This is a genomic window from Sorangium sp. So ce119, assembly GCF_051524405.1.
Taxonomy (GTDB): domain Bacteria; phylum Myxococcota_A; class Polyangia; order Polyangiales; family Polyangiaceae; genus Sorangium; species Sorangium cellulosum_G.
The window spans coordinates 5,068,296-5,084,584 of the sequence record NZ_CP150310.1; the positions used below are offsets into that span (position 1 = coordinate 5,068,296).

General features: G+C 72.8%; 14 protein-coding genes. 11 read left to right on the forward strand and 3 right to left on the reverse strand.

Translation table 11 applies throughout. The features are described from left to right. Nucleotides 1–496: 496 nt before the first annotated feature. Nucleotides 497–1,243 (forward strand): hypothetical protein, encoded by a 747-nt coding sequence (locus tag WME76_RS19010; protein ID WP_437961502.1) that lies wholly within the window; start codon nucleotides 497–499, stop codon nucleotides 1,241–1,243. A 207-nt stretch (nucleotides 1,244–1,450) separates the two neighbouring features. After that, nucleotides 1,451–2,992, forward strand: coding sequence for a Glu/Leu/Phe/Val family dehydrogenase (locus tag WME76_RS19015; protein WP_437961503.1), 1,542 nt, complete (start codon nucleotides 1,451–1,453; stop codon nucleotides 2,990–2,992). 55 nt (nucleotides 2,993–3,047) lie between these two features. Here the strand turns inward: WME76_RS19015 and WME76_RS19020 are convergent, their stop codons facing one another. After that, a complete protein-coding gene (locus WME76_RS19020) occupies nucleotides 3,048–4,991 on the reverse strand; it encodes a sigma 54-interacting transcriptional regulator (RefSeq protein WP_437961504.1) in 1,944 nt (647 codons plus the stop codon). A gap of 205 nt (nucleotides 4,992–5,196) precedes the next feature. Here WME76_RS19020 and WME76_RS19025 point away from each other — a divergent pair, with 205 nt between their 5' ends. Then, nucleotides 5,197–5,511: an Mpo1-like protein gene (locus WME76_RS19025; protein WP_437961505.1), complete on the forward strand. Its 315-nt coding sequence runs from the start codon at nucleotides 5,197–5,199 to the stop codon at nucleotides 5,509–5,511. 223 nt (nucleotides 5,512–5,734) lie between these two features. Here the strand turns inward: WME76_RS19025 and WME76_RS19030 are convergent, their stop codons facing one another. Further along, nucleotides 5,735–7,927 (reverse strand): response regulator, encoded by a 2,193-nt coding sequence (locus tag WME76_RS19030; protein WP_437961506.1) that lies wholly within the window; start codon nucleotides 7,925–7,927, stop codon nucleotides 5,735–5,737. 124 nt (nucleotides 7,928–8,051) lie between these two features. After that, nucleotides 8,052–9,008, reverse strand: coding sequence for a ferritin-like domain-containing protein (locus WME76_RS19035; RefSeq protein WP_437961507.1), 957 nt, complete (start codon nucleotides 9,006–9,008; stop codon nucleotides 8,052–8,054). 287 nt (nucleotides 9,009–9,295) lie between these two features. Here WME76_RS19035 and WME76_RS19040 point away from each other — a divergent pair, with 287 nt between their 5' ends. From WME76_RS19040 to WME76_RS19075, 8 genes are all read left to right on the forward strand, one after another. Further along, a complete protein-coding gene (locus WME76_RS19040; protein WP_437961508.1) occupies nucleotides 9,296–10,849 on the forward strand; it encodes an HAD-IG family 5'-nucleotidase in 1,554 nt (517 codons plus the stop codon). 50 nt (nucleotides 10,850–10,899) lie between these two features. After that, a complete protein-coding gene (locus WME76_RS19045; RefSeq protein ID WP_061618579.1) occupies nucleotides 10,900–11,205 on the forward strand; it encodes a hypothetical protein in 306 nt (101 codons plus the stop codon). A 145-nt stretch (nucleotides 11,206–11,350) separates the two neighbouring features. Further along, the gene (gene truD, locus WME76_RS19050; protein ID WP_437961509.1) at nucleotides 11,351–12,571 is read left to right on the forward strand and encodes a tRNA pseudouridine(13) synthase TruD; all 1,221 of its coding nucleotides are present in this window, start codon (nucleotides 11,351–11,353) and stop codon (nucleotides 12,569–12,571) included. Between the two features lie 60 nt (nucleotides 12,572–12,631). Then, nucleotides 12,632–13,396: a MotA/TolQ/ExbB proton channel family protein gene (locus WME76_RS19055; RefSeq protein WP_437961510.1), complete on the forward strand. Its 765-nt coding sequence runs from the start codon at nucleotides 12,632–12,634 to the stop codon at nucleotides 13,394–13,396. Further along, nucleotides 13,396–13,887, forward strand: a complete 492-nt coding sequence (locus WME76_RS19060) for an ExbD/TolR family protein (protein WP_437961511.1) — start codon at nucleotides 13,396–13,398, stop codon at nucleotides 13,885–13,887. Before WME76_RS19055 ends, WME76_RS19060 begins: the two co-directional genes overlap by 1 nt. 19 nt (nucleotides 13,888–13,906) lie before the next feature. Beyond that, a complete protein-coding gene (locus WME76_RS19065) occupies nucleotides 13,907–14,923 on the forward strand; it encodes an energy transducer TonB (protein ID WP_437961512.1) in 1,017 nt (338 codons plus the stop codon). 67 nt (nucleotides 14,924–14,990) lie between these two features. Continuing rightward, a complete protein-coding gene (locus WME76_RS19070) occupies nucleotides 14,991–15,464 on the forward strand; it encodes a cyclic nucleotide-binding domain-containing protein (RefSeq protein ID WP_012236950.1) in 474 nt (157 codons plus the stop codon). Between the two features lie 123 nt (nucleotides 15,465–15,587). Then, complete coding sequence (locus WME76_RS19075; RefSeq protein ID WP_437961513.1) at nucleotides 15,588–16,277, forward strand: hypothetical protein; 690 nt, start codon at nucleotides 15,588–15,590, stop codon at nucleotides 16,275–16,277. The last annotated feature ends 12 nt before the right edge of the window (nucleotides 16,278–16,289 follow it).

Below are 16,289 nucleotides of genomic sequence, written 5' to 3' on the forward strand. Positions count from 1 at the left end.
GGCGTGACCAGCGCGCGCGGTCGTGTGCGCGGGAGCGCGGGCGTCGCGGCCGGGGAGCGAAGATGTCGAGTCGCGGCGACCCTCGATTGCAGAGATCGACCAGGTCTTCGGAAATGCGGTTTGCGAGGGCCCGATAAAGCAGCAAGTCGGGCCGCTCTCATGCCGTCCGGCCGCGCGCCGCGCCGCGCGCGCGCGACGACATTTGCCTTTCTCCAGCGCCCGGGCGCATCCCACATCGGCGCTGCGCGGCGCTGTCGATACGCGCCGGCGCGGCGGCGCTCGGGCGCGGTGAAACGGGGCAGAACTCCCCTCCGGCGCGGATTCAGACAATGCACTTTCGCCGGTCGCGGGCCGGCAGCGACAGAGGGCGACGCGGCAGGCTCTGCACACGCGCTCTCGGGCACGCAGCCTGCTCTCCACGCCGCTCAACATGACACCGCGGGCCTGAAGGCCCTCGCGGGGCATGGAAGGAGGACGGATGGTTAGCTCAATCGATATGAAGATGGCGCAAGCGGCGATGCTCTTTTCTGTGTTCATGACCGGGTGCGCGGTCGACGCAGTGACACCGGAAGAGGCCGACTTGGAGCAGGCCGACGTCGACGTGGCGTCGAGCGTTCAAGCGCTGGAGGGGGAAGACCAGGAGGAGACGCGGGGCGGCCTGATCCCCGGCAAGGGCGATATCGGCGGCCAGGTCCCGATCGGCAAGGGCGGGCCGCTCGACCCGGGCCTCGGCGTGCCGCCCATCGGCAAGGGCGGGCCGCTCCAGGGGCCGATCGCGGGTCCCGTCGACAAGGGCGCGCCCATCGGTCAGATCCCCGGGCAGGTCGGCCAGGTGCCGTTCCCTGTCGGGCAGGCCGGCGGGCCGTTCGGCGGGTCGCCGTACGGCGGGTCGCCCTTCGGTCCGTTCGGGGCCGGCGGCTTCGGAGGTGCGCCGGGCGGCTTCGGGTGGGGCGCCCCCGGCCTCGGCGGCCTCGGCGGCCTCGGCGGCCTCGGCGGCCTCGGCGGCTTCCCGGGTGGCCTCGGTGGTATGGGCGGCTTCCCCGGTGGCCTCGGTGGTCTCGGCGGCTTCCCCGGCGGTCTCGGCGCCGGGGGCCTCGGTGGCCTCGGGGGTCTCGGTGGTCTCGGCGGCTTCCCCGGCGGTCTCGGCGTCGGGGGCCTCGGGGGTCTCGGCGGCTTCCCCGGTGGCCTCGGCGGCGCGGGTGGCTTCCCGGCCGGAGCGTTCGCCCCTGGCATGTTCCCCTGACATCGTGCGCTGAGCGCGTCGGCCACGCTGCCGGCCAGAAACAGCGGTGAGCGACCCGACGGGCCGCCGGATCTTCCGCGGAGAGCCGCACCAGCTCTCCGCGCGAGGCCGGCGGCCCGTCCGTCGCGCGCTCGAGCGGTCGAGCGGCGCGCGGGGACCGGCGCGAAACGTTGGACCCCCGCCGCGCGGTCGAGGCAGCATACGGCGATGGAAGACGTCCCCCTGCTAGAGCGCGAGCCGGAGACCAACATCTTCGGCGAATCCATGGTGGTGTTTCACACGGCCGCAGACCTCATCGGCCTGGCGCCCCGCATCCGGCTGGAGCTCGAGCAGCCCGACTACGAGCACATCTTCTACGTCACCACGCAGCTCCAGGACCGCCTCGTCCCCTTCCGCGGCGAGGCGGCCGCGGCGTACGAGCGGCTCCCTGCGTCGGTGATCCCGAATCGCGCCGCCATCACCCCGCTCTTCAACGGCAAGCTCATCCTCCGCCCCGAGGCGCTGCGGAGCGGCTCGATCCACGTGCAGGACGGCGTGATCCGCCTCGGCGACCAGGGGCTTTACCGGATCCAGCCCGGCGAGTTCGCCCGCTTCAAGGCGTACCGGGTCCAGCACAACCAGGCGAGAGGGCCTTACAAGGGCGGGCTTCGCTTCCACAAGGCCGTGTCGCTCGACCTGTTCAACGCGCTCGCCGCCGAGATGACGTGGAAGACAGCGATCGCCGATGTCCCGTTCGGCGGCGCCAAGGGGGGCATTCGCATGGATCCGCGCGAGCACAGCAAGGAGGAGCTCGAGTCGATCTCGCTCCGGTACATGTACCGGCTCAAGCAGCTCATCGGCCCCAACGTCGACATCCCGGCGCCCGACGTGGGCACCAACGCCGAGGTGATGGCGTGGCTCCTCCGCCAGTACAGCGACGGCGAGCGCGAGCGGCACAACCACCGCGGCGTGGTCACAGGCAAGGACGTGCGCATCGGCGGCTCCGAGGGGCGCGCCAGGGCGACCGGCCAGGGGCTCGCCTACTGCATCGAGGAGTGGTACGCGCAGCGCGGCCTCCCCCTCGCGGGGGCGCGCTTCATCGTGCAGGGCTTCGGCAACGTCGGCTCCGCCGCCACCGAGATCCTGTGCCGGATGGGGGCGCGGTGCGTCGCGGTGCAGGACGCGGACGGCGCGATCCTCGACCCGAACGGCGTCGAGGTCGGCGCGCTCATGGCCTACGTGAACGAGAACCCGGCGAACCTCCGGCGATCGGTCGCGGGCTACAGCGGCGCCCAGGCGATCGCGCGCGACGACTTCTGGGGCGTCGACGCGGACATCTGTATTCCGGCCGCCCTCGGCGACGCCATCACCGGCGAGGTGGCCGAGCGGATCAAGGCGAAGCTCGTCGCCGAGGGCGCCAACCGCCCGACCACGACCGAGGGAGACAAGGTGCTCGCGGAGCGAGGGATCAGCGTCATCCCCGACATCATCGGCAACGCGGGCGGCGTGACGGTCTCCTATTACGAATGGATCCAGAACAAGCGCATGGAGCACTGGACCGAGGGCGAGGTGAACACGCGGCTGGAGCGCGCCATCAAGAGCAACTACCGCCTGATCTGCGATATCGCGGAGAACCGGCCGCGCCGCACCGAAGATCACGACTCGACCAGGCTCGTCCTCGGCAAGCGCCTGCCGATGCGGCTCGCCGCGATGGTGCTCGCGCTCAAGCGCATCGAGGCGCACTACATGCTGGAAGGGTTCTCGCAGTAGCGGGCGCCTGCTGCAGGCGGGCGCCTCCGGCAGGCGGCGCCTCGCCTGCTGACGGCTAACGGGCGACGCCGTAGCCGAGCTTCTTGATGCCGTAGACCTTGATCTTGTGCTGGAGCGTCCGGAGCGGCAGCTCCAGGCGCCGCGCCGCCTCCGTCTGGTTCCACTCGGACGCGCGCAGCGCCTGGAGCAGGAGGTCGGCCTCGATCTGCTCCAGGCGTGTCTTGAGGCCGCCCGCCATCGGGCTCGCCGACGAGCCCGGCCCGGACGCGCCGCCGGAGAGATCGGACGCGCGCTGGGACACGACCGCGGCCATGCCCGGGTCGGACGCGCGCGTGCCCGCGGGGGGCGAGCTGGGCGAGGTCACCGCCACGCGGACGCGCTCCGGGAGATCGCGCGCCATGATCGCCTCGCCCTCCGCGATCACCACCGCGCGCTCGATCGCGTTGCGGAGCTCGCGCACGTTGCCGGGCCACGAGTAGCTCTTCAGCAGCGCCAGCGCCTCGGGCGCGATCGACTGGACCCGGCTCGGGTCCTCCGCGTTCGCCTGGCGCAGGAAGCCCGCCGCGAGCGCCGGGATGTCGTCGCGGCGCGCGCGGAGCGGCGGGATGTTCAGCGTCATCGCGTTCAGCCGGTAGAGCAGGTCGAGCCGGAACGTGCCCGCCTCGCACATCGCGTCGAGATCGCGGTGCGTCGCGGCGATCACGCGGACGTCGACCTCGATCTCCTTGGTCGCGCCGACGCGCGTCACCCGCTTGGTCTCCAGCACGCGCAGCAGCGCGGCCTGCGCCGCCGGGGGCAGCTCGCCGATCTCGTCGAGCAGGACCGTGCCGCCCGCGGCCGCCTCGAAGACGCCCTTCTGCTGCTGGCTCGCCCCGGTGAAGGCGCCGCGCTCGTGGCCGAAGAGGGTGCTCTCGATGAGCAGCGCGGGGATCGCCCCGCAGTTCACGCAGATGAGCGGCTCGCCGCGGCGCGGGCTGCGGTCGTGGATGAACCGCGCGAGCACCTCCTTGCCGGTCCCGGTCTCGCCGCGCAGGAGCACGGGGATCGACGAGCGCGCGGCGCGCAGCGCCACCTCGACGAGCGAGCGCATGAGCGGGCTCTTGGTCGCGAGGACGTGGCCGTCGGCTTCCCACGGGCTCTCCGCCGCGTCCGCGGCGCCCTCCTCCTCGGGCGGCCGGGCGCCCTCGGCCTTCGGCGCGACGAAGAGCAGCGCGCCCTCGGGGGCGGCGAGGCGCACGGGCTCCGCGGGGGTCGCGCTCCGCGACGCCTCGTGGCTGACCTCGATGAGCTTGTCGATGGTCGTCGCGGCGTCGGGGAACACGGCCACCCCGGACACCAGCGTGGGCTCGCCCTCGCGGCGCGTGACGATCGCCTTCGCGAGCTCCTCCGCGAGCTCGGGCGTGACCTCGGGGAGCAGGATCTCGAGGGTGTCAGGGCTGTAGAACGCGACCCGATCGACGGGCCTGAGCGCCTCGCGCACGCGCAGCCCCCAGTGGCGGAGGTGGCCCGCCTGCTCGCCGAGCGAGCGGACCACGACGAGCGCGAACTTGCGGCTGAAGAACCTGGACCGCACGATCTCGGCCTGCAGGGCGACGCGCAGCGCGTCGGATCCCTCGAGGCCGAACGGCGGCAGCTCGCCGCCGGCGAGCACGTGGACCGACGCGACGATGCCGCCGAGCAGCACCTCGTCCCCGGCCTTGACCACGCCGCTCTCGACCCGCTGCCCAGAGATGCGCGTCCCATTGCGGGAATTGAGGTCCTCGACCACCACCTCCCCGCCCACGAGCGTGAAGCGCGCGTGCCGGCGCGAGATGCTCCTGTCGCGGATCACCACGTCGGCGGGGGGCTCCCTGCCGACGACCACGCCGACGCCGGGGCTCATCGGAGCCATCTCGACGCCATCATGGTGATAGACGAGCAGGAGCACGCGCCGCTTCTCCGAGCGCGCCCCCTGGAGGATCTCCCCTGTCTTGAACGACAAGGGAGCTGTCGTGGCCATGGGACCGGTTCTGTGACCGCTCACACTGCCCAACTACGCCTCATTCCTTCCAACGGCAACCGAGAAGCGGCGGCGCCGGTCTTCGCCGGAGGCGCGCGGGGTCGCGCCGGCGCGCGCGCAGCACGGGCGTCGGCGCTGGCGCCGCCCGCGCTGCCGCGTGTCGCCCTGCGCCTCGCGCCGGGCGCCAGCATGGTAAGGTGGTCGCATGCTCCGCCTCAACGCCGAATGGACACAGGTGCTCCGCCGGTACAAGGAAGACCACCAGGACCCGCGCAACCAGGCGTGTCACAAGGTCGGCATACCGCTGATCGTCGCGAGCTTCCCCGTGGGCGCGACCCTCATCGGCCTCCCGCTCGCGGCCGCTATGTTCGCGACGGGATGGGGCTTCCAGTTCGCGGGCCACTACTTCGAAGGCAAGAAGCCGTCTTTCGTCGACGACAAGCGCAGCTTGGTCATCGGCGTGCTCTGGTGTCTCGAGAAATACGGCCTGCGCGTCTTCGAGGAGTCGTCCGAGGCTTAACGCAACGCGTTATACGTTCTCGGCGATTCCCGTCCACGCGCTGTTCGCCGGGCAAACAGCCCGGCAGCCTGTCACCAGCGAAGCCTGGAAATTCAGGACACGCCCCTTGATGTAGCTCATCGCACCGACTCCGGGCGTGCGACGTCACGGATGCAGCCGTGTCGCGGGCTGGAACGACTCTTCTTATCTGAGTGTCTGAGCCTCGGGCTCTCGGGCTCCGGGATCACCGGAGCCCGCGCTTCTTGAGCTCCGCCGCGAGCGAGGACTGCACGCGCTCGACCTCTCGAGCGATGGCCTGCACCGCCTCCGTCGCGCTCACGATCGTCCCGGCGCGCGCCTCCCTGTCGAGCCGCGCGCAGAGCTCCTTCAAGTTGAGCGCCGCGAGCTTGTCGGCGCTCTCGTAGAGCGCCCACGCGAGCCGCTCGAGCTCGCCGAGCGCCCCGCGCGCCGCGGCCTCGCGCATCGAGGCGACCCGCGTCGGCGCCTCGGTGAGGAAGAGCTCGATCACCTCGGTGACGACGTCGGGCTCGACCGCGCGCAGCCCGCCCCGCGGCCTCGACGGGGCGGCGGGGGGGACGCGCCGCGTTGTCGGCGGCGGCGAGGGCGTGACCAGGGTCGGCGGCGGCAGCTCCACGCTCGGCGGCGCCGCGTCGTGCTGCACGGCCTCGTACGCGCCGGACCGCGACGCCGCGCAGAAGGTCCGCAGCACGCCGTCGATCTCGTCCTGCTTCAGCGGCTTCGACACCGCGTCGTCCAGCCCCGCCGCGAGCCACCTCTCCCGCGCGTCCCGCCCGGCGTCCTCGGTCATCGCGATGATCGGCGTCCGCCGGTCGGGCCGCTCGGCGCGGCGGAGCTCCGCGGCCGCCGCGCGGGCGTCGTCGCCCGCCGCCGGCGCGCGGCAGTCGATCAGCACCGCGGCGTGGCCCCCGCGGCGCGCCGCCTCGACGGCCGCGCGGCCGCTGCCCACCGCCTCGACCCGGTAGCCGCGCTTCTCGATCATGAACGCCGCGACCTTCCGGCTCACCGCGCTGTCGTCGATCACGAGGATCTTCGGGCGCGACGAGCTGCGCGCGTCGGTCGCTGGCGCCCCCCGCCGCGACCTCGGCGCGTGCGCGCGCACCCCGGCGGCCACGTGCTCCGTCGGGAGCCCCACGAGCAGCCGCAGGCTCGAGTGCAGCTGCGCCCGCCGGATCGGCTTGTTCAGCACGGCGTCGACCTCGGCGCGGCTCGGCGCCTCCCGGCCGGGGTAGGTCATGAGGACGCTGCGCACCGGCGCGATCGCGGCGTCCGCCTTGATCCGCTGGAGCAGCTGCAGGCCGTCGAGATCGGCCAGCTCGAGGTCGATCAGCACCATGTCGTAGGGCGCCCCGGCGCCCGCCGCCTCGCGCAGCGCGGCGAGGGCCGCGGCGCCGTCGGCCGCGGCGCTGCACGCGAGCCCGAGCTCCTCGACCAGCCGCCGCACGACGCGCCGCACCGCGCCGCTGTCGTCGACCACCAGCACCCGCTTGCCGGGCAGATCGATGCGCGGGATGAGCGCGCGCTCCGAGCCGCGCCCGCGCTCGAACGGCAGCGCGAACGCGATCCGGCGGCGGCGCGCGCCGGGCTCCTCGAGGACGCGGAGCTCGCCGCCCATCGCGCCGACGAGGCGCCGCGCGACGGCGATGCCGGGCTCCGCGCCGAGGTCCCGCTCGTACGCGGGCAGCGCGTCCCCGCGCGGCGCGCCCCCCGCCCCCTGCCCCGGCGCGCCGGCCGCGAGCCCTGCCCCGCCCGCGAAGCGCACGTCGAAGCGCACCCGCACGAGAGCGCCCTCGGGCGCGCCATCGAGCCCGCCCGGCGCCTCGCCGTCGTCGCCCGCGAGCGCGGCGCGCAGCAGCACCTCGCCCCGGGGCGCCGCGCCGATCGCGAGGGTGCCGACGTGGAGCAGCACCTGCCGCAGCCGCGCCGCGTCGCCGCGCACGGCGCCCGGCACCTCGGGATCGACGTCGAGCACGAGCTCGGTCCGGTCGTCGTGGGCGCGGTCGCCGAGCAGCTCGGCCGCGTCCTCGACGGCGCGGCGCAGGTCGAAGTCGGTGCGGTCGACGGCCAGCCCGCGGCCGCCCGGCTGGCCCGCGTCGAGGAGGTCGTCGATCATCGAGAGCGCCGCGTCCCCGCTGCTCCGGATGCGGCGGGCCCAGGCGCGCTGCTCCGCGTCGAGCTCGGTGTCGAGCAGGAGGCCGCTCATGCCGATGATCCCGCCGAGCAGCGTCCGGATCTCGCGCCGCATCTGCGCGAGGGCGTCCGCCTCCACGCCCTCCTCCGCGGTCATCGCCGCGCGCGCGTCCGGCTCCTGCGTCGCGCGCGCGCGCTCCGCGGACTCGCTGCTCCTCGTGCCCGGGCGGCTCTCTGGGCCGCTCCGGCGCTGCTCCTTGCCTGCCATCCACGCCCCGAGACGCCCTGGCGCCCGCCCCGCGCGAGCCCACGACGCCGGAGCGTCAAGTGTACTCCGGACAACACGCGGAAGAAAAGTTTACCGTGGCGCTTGACGATGGACCGGCGCCATCTCACCGCTCGGGGTCGAGCGGCGCGCTCGACGGCGCATCGCGCGCGCCGTCGAGCGCCGTCACGACGACGTGCTCGCGGTCGACGGCCGCCTCCGCCGAGAGGACGCTGACGGTGGAGGGGTCGTCCGACGCCGCGAGCGCGCGCCCGCTGTGCCCGAACAGGCGGAGCAGCAGCTCCGGCGGGGCGAAGTCGAGGTCGCTCTCGTGGACGAAGAGGCGCCCGAGGTGCTCGGCGTAGGCGCCCGCGAGCACGCGGAACGGGATCCGGTCGAAGGCGAGCGCGCGCCGGCGGCTCGCGGCCGCGGAGCCGAGCAGCGCCGCGAACAGCGTCGTGTAGATGGCGCGCAGCCTGGCGCGCATCGACGGCGGGCTGCGCTTCAGCGCCTCGCGCAGGAAGTGCACGTTGAGCGGGACGTGGAACGACTCGTCGCGCGTCAGGATCGTGAGCATCTGGCGCACGGCCGGGTACCGGGCCTCCCGCAGCGCCAGGCGGTAGGTCGTCGAGCCGATGGTCTCGAACATGAGGTTCGTGAGCACGATCGTCTCGACCCGCTTCGCGCGGCCGTACAGGCGGTAGAAGGTGCCGGTGACGCGGCCCATCGGCCGCACCTCGCCGCCGATGTGCGCGAGGAACTTCGTGAGCAGCTCGCGGTGCCACCCCTCCTCGTCACCGTAGAGCCGCAGGCACTCGCCGAGCTCCGGGTCCCAGCGGCTCACCTCGTCCGCCAGGGCGTGCGCCTGCATCAGGCCGGACTCCTCGGCGCGGAACGCCGCGTTGAAGAAGGCGATCGCCGCCTGGCGCTCGGCCTCGCTCTCCCACGGGATGGGCCGGGAGAGGTCGAGCTCCTCGTCGTACATCCGCTCCGCGCGGCGGCGCAGCATGCTGAGCCACCACGACGTGGGGCGCTGGACAGGGGGCTTCCGGGAGATGGTCGGCGGGGGCGCTGCGAAAAGCATCGAAGAAGGTGCCCGTCGTTGACGGATGAGGGGCCGCGTCGCGGCCGCTCGAGACGGCACGGGCGCGCACCATAGCGCAGTTCCACCGCGCAGCGCACGCCGGGAGCTGGGCGCTCGCGGGCGCGCCGGGGGCAAGCTGCTCGGATGTACGGAGGCGGGTCGTCGATCCGCCGGTCGGTCCGTCGTCGCTCCCTGGTTCCCGGCCGTCGCGCCGTGCTCGGCGGGGCGTCCGTCAAGGTGGCGCCCTTTGTACGCCTCGCCGGCTGGGATACCATAGTCGACCCACCGTGTTCTTCGAGCAGCTCGAGCTTCCCCTCGGAGGTCTTTATCCGCAGACCGAGCCCACGCGCATCCCGCGGACCCGGCGCGTCTTCGTCAACCGCAACCTCAAGCTCGCGGGGATCGACTGGGTGGGCTTCGACATGGATTACACCCTGGCGATCTACAACCAGACCGAGATGGACAACCTCTCGATCCAGGGGACCGTCACGAAGCTCGCCGCCCGCGGCTACCCCGAGGAGCTCCTGCGGCGCCTCCGCTACCCGATCCACTTCCCCATCCGCGGCCTCCTGATCGACAAGCGCTTCGGCCACGTGCTCAAGATGGACCGGTTCAAGGTGGTCCAGCGCGGCTACCACGGCCTCCGGGAGCTCACGAAGGACGAGCTCAGGGGCCTCTACCAGCACCGCAAGATCCGGCCGAACACCGCCCGCTACCACTGGATCGACACGCTGTACGCGCTGAGCGAGGCCACGCTCTACGCCGGCATCGTCGACGCCCTCGAGGAGCGCGGCGTGCCGCTAGACTACGCGCGGCTGTTCACCGACATCCGCGAGTGCATCGACGAGGCGCACCGGGACGGCACCATCCTCGACGTCGTCCTCTCCGACCTGCCGCGCTTCGTCCAGCGCGACCCGAACCTGGCGCAGACGCTCCACAAGTTCCGATCGGCGGGCAAGAAGCTCTTCCTGCTCACGAACTCGCGCTGGCCGTTCACCGAGAAGATGATGACGTACCTGCTCGGGGACGCGATGCCCGAGTACCCGAGCTTCCGGCACTACTTCGACGTCATCGTGGTCGCCGCGCAGAAGCCGGCGTTCTTCCAGGAGCGCCGCCCGCTCCTCATCCGCGACGGCGCCGAGACCCGCCCCGCGACGCCGCCGCTCGAGCGCGGCGTCGTCTACGAGGGGGGCAACCTCCACGACTTCGAGAAGTTCCTGAACATCTCCGGCGACCGCGTCCTCTACGTGGGCGATCACATCTACGGCGACATCCTCCGCTCCAAGAAGGAGAGCGCGTGGCGCACGGCGATGATCATCCAGGAGATGGAGGCGGAGGTCGCCGCCCACGAGTCGTGCCGCCGCGAGCACATGGAGAGCGCGATGCTCGAGGGGCGCCGCGAGGAGCTCGAGGACCAGCTCCGCTTCTACCAGCAGCGCTACAAGGACCTCACCCGCAAGATCGAGGAGGAGCAGCAGAAGAAGAACGGCGCGGCCAACGGCAGCGCGCTGCTCGCGGAGGCGATCGGCGCGGAGCTCCACATCGACTACGCGACGTCGTTCTACGAGGCCGAGCGGGGCCGCACGAAGCGCGCCGTCGAGCGCATCCGCGGCCAGCTCCGGGCCGTCGACGCCGAGGTCGGCAAGCTGGAGCGCGAGATCGCGCGCCGCTTCCACCCCTACTGGGGCTCGCTGCTCAAGGAGGCGAACGAGACCTCGAGCTTCGGCGATCAGGTCGAGGAGTACGCCTGCATCTACACGTCGCGGGTCTCCAACCTGCTCGCGTACTCTCCCTTGCAGTACTACCGGAGCCCGCGCGACCTGATGCCGCACGAGCTCTGATCGCCAGGGCCCCGGGCGCCCGCGCGCGGGCGCAGCTTCAGGAGATCGACATGAGCAACGCCCACCTCGGCTCGCTGGTCCTCGCGCTCGCCGCCCTCCTCGCGTCCGGCTGCGGCAAGCGGGCCTGCTTCCACTGGACGGAGCTCGAAGGCGCGTGCCCTTCCAGCGAAGAGGCGCTCGTGTTCTTCGAGAACCCCGGCTGCCTGAGCGAGATCGACTCGATCGACAGCGAGGGCGACTTCGACGGCGAGCTCTGCTGCTACGACGTCACCACGGTCGACACGGGCGACGAGGAGTGCGTGCCGGCGCAGGTGCCGGGCGGCGGCGGCGTCGGCGGCGTGACCGGGCCCAGGTAACGGCGCCGCGCGCCGCGCGGACCGCGTCGCTCGCAGCAGCGGAATCCGGTCGCGTGGCCGCGGCGCGCGCGCCGCAGGGCGCCGCCTGCCGCGCGCGCGTTTCGCCGCTGGACGCGCGGAAGATTTCGGTCACCCTGGCGCTCCCATGACCACCACCGCCCCGTCCGCGGCGGACCCCGCGGCCGCGGGATCGCCCGGCGACCTCCCCGCGGCCGTGCTCCGGAGCTCGCCCGCGGACTTCGTCGTCGAGGAGCTCCCCGCCTACGCGCCGAGCGGCCGCGGCGAGCACGTGTTCGTCACCTTCCGCAAGACGGGGCGCAACACGCCCGACGCGGTGCGCGCCATCGCGCTCGCGCTCGGCGCCGACCCGGGCAGCACCGGCTTCGCCGGCATGAAGGACCGGCACGCGATCACCACGCAGACCGCCTCGATCCAGCTCCCGCTCGCGCGCGATCCCGCGCCCCTGCTCGAGAAGGCCGAGCTGCCGGGGATCGAGATCCTCGCCGTCGCCCGCCACGACAACAAGCTCAAGCCGGGGCACCTCGTCGGCAACCGGTTCCGGATCACGCTCCGGGGCATCGATGCGTCGGCGCTCCCGCTCGTCGAGCGCCGCCTCGCCGAGATCGGCCGCGTCGGCGTGCCGAACGCCTTCGGGCCGCAGCGGTTCGGGAGAGACGGCGGCAATCCGGAGCGCGCGCTCGCGTGGATCGCGGGCCGCGAGCGCGGGCCCCGCGACAAGCGCGAGCAGCGCCTCCTGTTCTCGGCGCTGCAGTCGCGCTGGTTCAACGAGGTGCTCGCGCGGCGCGAGGCGGACGGCACCTGGAGCACCGTGCTCCCCGGCGATCTCGCCAAGAAGCGCGACAGCGGCGGCCTCTTTCTCGTGCCGCTCGAGGGCCCGGAGCTCGCGGACGCCGAGGCGCGCGCCGCCGCGCTCGCGATCTCGCCCACAGGCCCGATGTTCGGCCGGAAGATGCGCTGGCCCGAGGGCGCTCCCGGCGCGCTCGAGCGCGAGGTGCTCACGGCGGCGATCGACGATCCCCGCCGGCTCGACGCGTTCGCCCACGCCGGGGAAGGCACGCGGCGCCCGCTCCGGCTCGAGGTCGACGGCCTCGAGGTGTGCGCCGCGGGGCCGAGCGCCGGGGAGGCCGACGCGCGCGGCGCGGGCGATCCAGCCGCAGGGCAAGGAATCGTCGTCTCGTTTGTGCTACCGAAGGGCGGCTACGCGACCACCGTCCTTGGGCGAGTCTTTCGGCTCGTCGACGCCTCCGCCCCCCAGCCGTCCACCGGCAGGCCGGGGGCGACGGGCGCCCCCGCTCCGGAGGAGGAGGACGCAGTCGACGAAGGGCAGCCCGGCGCGGCCCCCTAGACCCCTGGAAGCGCGGCTCCCACCCCACCACACCCATCGGGAAAGGCACCAAGGAAGAAGATGAACCTCGTCGAGTGGCTGCAGCGCATCATGGTCGGATTCGGGGCCGCCTGGGTCATGTGGTTGATGATCGGCCTCAGCGTCATCTCGGTCGCCATCATCCTGGAGCGCGCCTGGTTCTTCTGGTCGCTGCGCGACGATCTCGCCGTCCTCGCGCGGGATCTCCGGACGTCCCTCGACGACTCGATCGAGGCGGCGCGGCGGCGGATGGACGCCTCGCCCTCGGCGGAGGCCGCGGTCGTCTCCGCCGGCCTCGCGGTGGCGCACCAGGGCCCCGACGCGGCCGAGGAGGCCATGGCCGGCGCGGCGGCGCTCCAGCGCATGAAGCTGGAGCGGCGGCTCGCCTACCTGGGCACGCTCGGCAACAACGCGCCGTTCATCGGGCTGTTCGGCACCGTCATCGGCGTCGTCGGCGCCTTCGACGCGCTCGGCCAGGCGGCGAAGACGCCGGTCGCGCAGGCCGCGTCGCAGGCCATGGCGCCGCAGGCGGTCATGTCGAGCATCGCCGAGGCGCTCGTCGCGACCGCGGTCGGCCTCGCCGTCGCCATCCCGGCGGTCGCCGCGAACAACTTCTTCCAGCGCATGATCAAGTCGACGCTGGCCAACACCGAGGCGCTGACGCGCGTCCTGCTCGCGCACCTCAAGATCGATCCGGCGTTCGCCGGGGCCGCGCCCGCCGTCGCCGCCGAGCCGCGCGGCAAGGTCGCGCGCGCGTCGCGGCAGGACGAGCCCAAGAAGGGCGGCGCGGGCGAGGAGGAGCGCTGATGGCCGTCTCGAGCCGCAACGACGACGACGACATGATCAGCGGCATCAACGTCACGCCGCTCGTCGACATCACCCTGGTGCTCCTCATCATCTTCATGGTGACGGCGAAGATCATCGTCTCGCAGTCGCTCCCGCTCGACCTGCCGAAGGCGGCGCAGGGGCAGGAGGTGCAGCTCGTCTTCGGGCTCGAGCTGCACGCGAACGGCGACACGTTCGCCGACGGCAAGAAGCTCGCGGGCGAGGACGCCATCCTGCCGATCGCGCGCGAGGCCCAGGCGAAGAACCCGGAGCTCCGCGCGGTGATCCGCGCCGACACGACGGTCCCGCACGGGCGCGTGATCCGCGCGCTCGATCTGCTGAAGCAGGCGGGCGTGTCCAAGATCGCGTTCGGCGTGACGCCGATCGCGCCGGAGCCCGGCGCAGCGCCCGGCGCGCCGGCCGCGCCTCCCCCGGCCGCCCCCGCGCCGGCAACACCGAGCCCCGCGCCCTGAGCGCGCCGAGCGAGACGCCATGAGCCAGGCCACGAGCGATCGCGCCGCGGGGGCGCTCCACGACGGGCGCCGCCGGGACAGGCGCGGCGGCGCTGACCCTGAGGGCTCCCCCGAGCCCTCGACCTCGCTCGCCGCCCCGGCCCCGGGCCGCGCGGGCGCCGGCCGGCGCGCCAGGGATCCGCTCGCCGCGGTGCTCGCGCTCGGCGATCGGGCCTCGCGCGTGGGGGCCTTCCTCGGGGTCACGCTGGCGCTCACCACCCACAGCGCGGCCTCGGCCCGGGCCATCGTCTCGGGGTCGCTGCGCGACATGCGGCAGGTGGTCGACGAGATGCGCGCCGGCATCCACGAGTACCTCTGGGCGGTCTACGAGGTCGACGTCACGCCCCCGAAGGTCGAGGAGCCCAAGCCGCCGGAGCCCGAGCCGCCGCCGGAGCCCGAGCCCGAGCCCGTCCCCAAGGTCGCGCCGCCCCCGCAGGCGAACACCCCGCCGCCCAGGGACGATCCGTACGAGCCGCCCCCCGCCGCCGCCGCGGCGGCGAAGGTCCTCACGCGCGAGCCGGACCCGGACGAGGTCCTCGACATGACCGATCGCGGGATCGCGAGCGGCGAGGGGCAGGGCGTCGGCTACGGCCAGGTCGCCGGCGCGGGCACGGCGAAGGCCCCCACGTTCAACCCGAACGCCAAGGTCGGCGGCGTCGTCGGCGGTAAGGGCACGGGCGATCCGGTGCCGCCGCCGCCCCCCGCCGGGCCGGATCGCTCGGCCGCGCCCGGCCTCGTCGGCAGCAGCAACTGGAACTGCCCATTCCCTCCCGAGGCCGACGTCGACCAGATCGACCAGGCGAAGGTCGTGCTCATGATCACCGTGCGGCCCGACGGCAGCCCGCTGTCGGTCAAGGTCGTCAGTGATCCCGGACACGGCTTCGGTCGGGCGGCGCGCATGTGCGCGCTCAGCCGCCGGTATACGCCCGGCAAGGATCGCGCGGGTTCCCCGATCGCCGCCACGACGCCGCCCATCACGGTGACGTTCACGCGGTAGGTCGCGCCCCGAGCGCCCTGAAAATTCGCTACGCGCCCTCCGCCTCGGCTATTCTCCGCGGCAGCTTGTGATCGTCCCCGAACGGATCGAGCAGCTCTCGAAGGTCCCCCTGTTCAAGGGCCTCACCCCGGCCGCGCTCGAGCTCATCTCGCGCGTCGCGAGCGAGGAGACGCACGCCCTCGGCACCAAGATCTTCCAGCACGGAGATCCGGGCGACAAGCTCTACATCCTGCTCGAGGGCAAGGTGCGGATCAGCCGCGAGATCGCCGGGATCGGCGAGGAGGCGCTCGCGGTGCTCGGGCCCGGCGCGGTGTTCGGCGAGATGGCGCTGCTCGACGAGGCCCCCCGCTCCGCCGACGCGCGCGTCCACGAGCGATGCCGTCTGCTCACCGTGTCGAAGGACGCGTTCGAGGACCTGCTCTTCCTCCACAAAGAGCTCGCGTACGAGGTCCTCTGGAACGTCGTCCGGATGCTCGTCCAGCGGCTGCGCGAGACGAACAACAAGCTCACGTTCCTCTCTGTCTCGGGCAAATTCGAGTAAACTGCGGGCCCGATCGCCCCGCGAAGGCTCGCAGGCGCGCGCCCCAGGCGGCGCGCCCTGCTGCGCGGAGAGCGGCGATCCGCTCAGGCATTCACGATCCTTTGGAGGAGTATGGCAGCCAGGATGAAGCACGCAGCGCTCGCCCTCGCGCTCTGGATGGGCGCCTTCGCAGGAGCATGTGGCTCCACCACGCCGCCGCCCGAGACGGCGGCCGACAAGGACGACTTCGACGGGGAGTCGAGCCCGGGCGACGACGCGACCGCCACATCGGAGAGCGCGAAGGCGGAGAAGCCGGCGAAGTCGGAGAAGACCGCGGCGGCGGACGAGGCCGAGGAGGACGAGGCGCCCGCCAAATCGACGCCGATCCAGGCGACCAAGTTCGAGGCGGATCTGAAGAAGATCGGGATCAACCTCAAGAAGATCCCCGAGCTCGAGAAGCTCTCGTCCGCGCAGAAGAAGAAGGTCATGCCGCTGCTCCAGAAGGCGCTCGGCTACGACACGTGCCAGGGCTGCCACGCCGAAGGCGACTTCAAGAAAGAGACGCGCGACATGAAGGTCGCCCGCGAGATGTGGCGCCACTTCGTGGTGCCGCTCCGGAGCGAGAGCGGCGGCACCCTCTTCTGCGATAGCTGCCACGCAGGGAACGAGCACGTCCTGAACCGCAAGGACAAGAAGGCCGTCCAGACGTTCATGGAAGAGGAGTACCAATACAAGCTCGCGCGGGCGGACAAGGAGGACATGGAGTGCGGCACGTGTCACGGCGACGCCATGGAAACCAAGATCATCGAGAAACTCTGGAACATCCCGAAATAGGGGGAGTCGCCG

What these genes read in the sequence shown, in the direction of transcription:
- WME76_RS19025 (WP_437961505.1), top strand. Translation starts at nt 5,197, where the DNA reads ATGCTCCGCCTCAACGCCGAATGGACACAGGTGCTCCGCCGGTACAAG.
- WME76_RS19015 (WP_437961503.1), top strand. Translation starts at nt 1,451, where the DNA reads ATGGAAGACGTCCCCCTGCTAGAGCGCGAGCCGGAGACCAACATCTTC.
- WME76_RS19035 (WP_437961507.1), bottom strand. Translation starts at nt 9,008, where the DNA reads ATGCTTTTCGCAGCGCCCCCGCCGACCATCTCCCGGAAGCCCCCTGTC.
- WME76_RS19055 (WP_437961510.1), top strand. Translation starts at nt 12,632, where the DNA reads ATGAACCTCGTCGAGTGGCTGCAGCGCATCATGGTCGGATTCGGGGCC.
- WME76_RS19060 (WP_437961511.1), top strand. Translation starts at nt 13,396, where the DNA reads ATGGCCGTCTCGAGCCGCAACGACGACGACGACATGATCAGCGGCATC.
- WME76_RS19075 (WP_437961513.1), top strand. Translation starts at nt 15,588, where the DNA reads ATGAAGCACGCAGCGCTCGCCCTCGCGCTCTGGATGGGCGCCTTCGCA.
- WME76_RS19030 (WP_437961506.1), bottom strand. Translation starts at nt 7,927, where the DNA reads ATGGCAGGCAAGGAGCAGCGCCGGAGCGGCCCAGAGAGCCGCCCGGGC.
- WME76_RS19045 (WP_061618579.1), top strand. Translation starts at nt 10,900, where the DNA reads ATGAGCAACGCCCACCTCGGCTCGCTGGTCCTCGCGCTCGCCGCCCTC.
- WME76_RS19065 (WP_437961512.1), top strand. Translation starts at nt 13,907, where the DNA reads ATGAGCCAGGCCACGAGCGATCGCGCCGCGGGGGCGCTCCACGACGGG.
- truD (WP_437961509.1), top strand. Translation starts at nt 11,351, where the DNA reads ATGACCACCACCGCCCCGTCCGCGGCGGACCCCGCGGCCGCGGGATCG.
- WME76_RS19010 (WP_437961502.1), top strand. Translation starts at nt 497, where the DNA reads ATGAAGATGGCGCAAGCGGCGATGCTCTTTTCTGTGTTCATGACCGGG.
- WME76_RS19020 (WP_437961504.1), bottom strand. Translation starts at nt 4,991, where the DNA reads ATGGCCACGACAGCTCCCTTGTCGTTCAAGACAGGGGAGATCCTCCAG.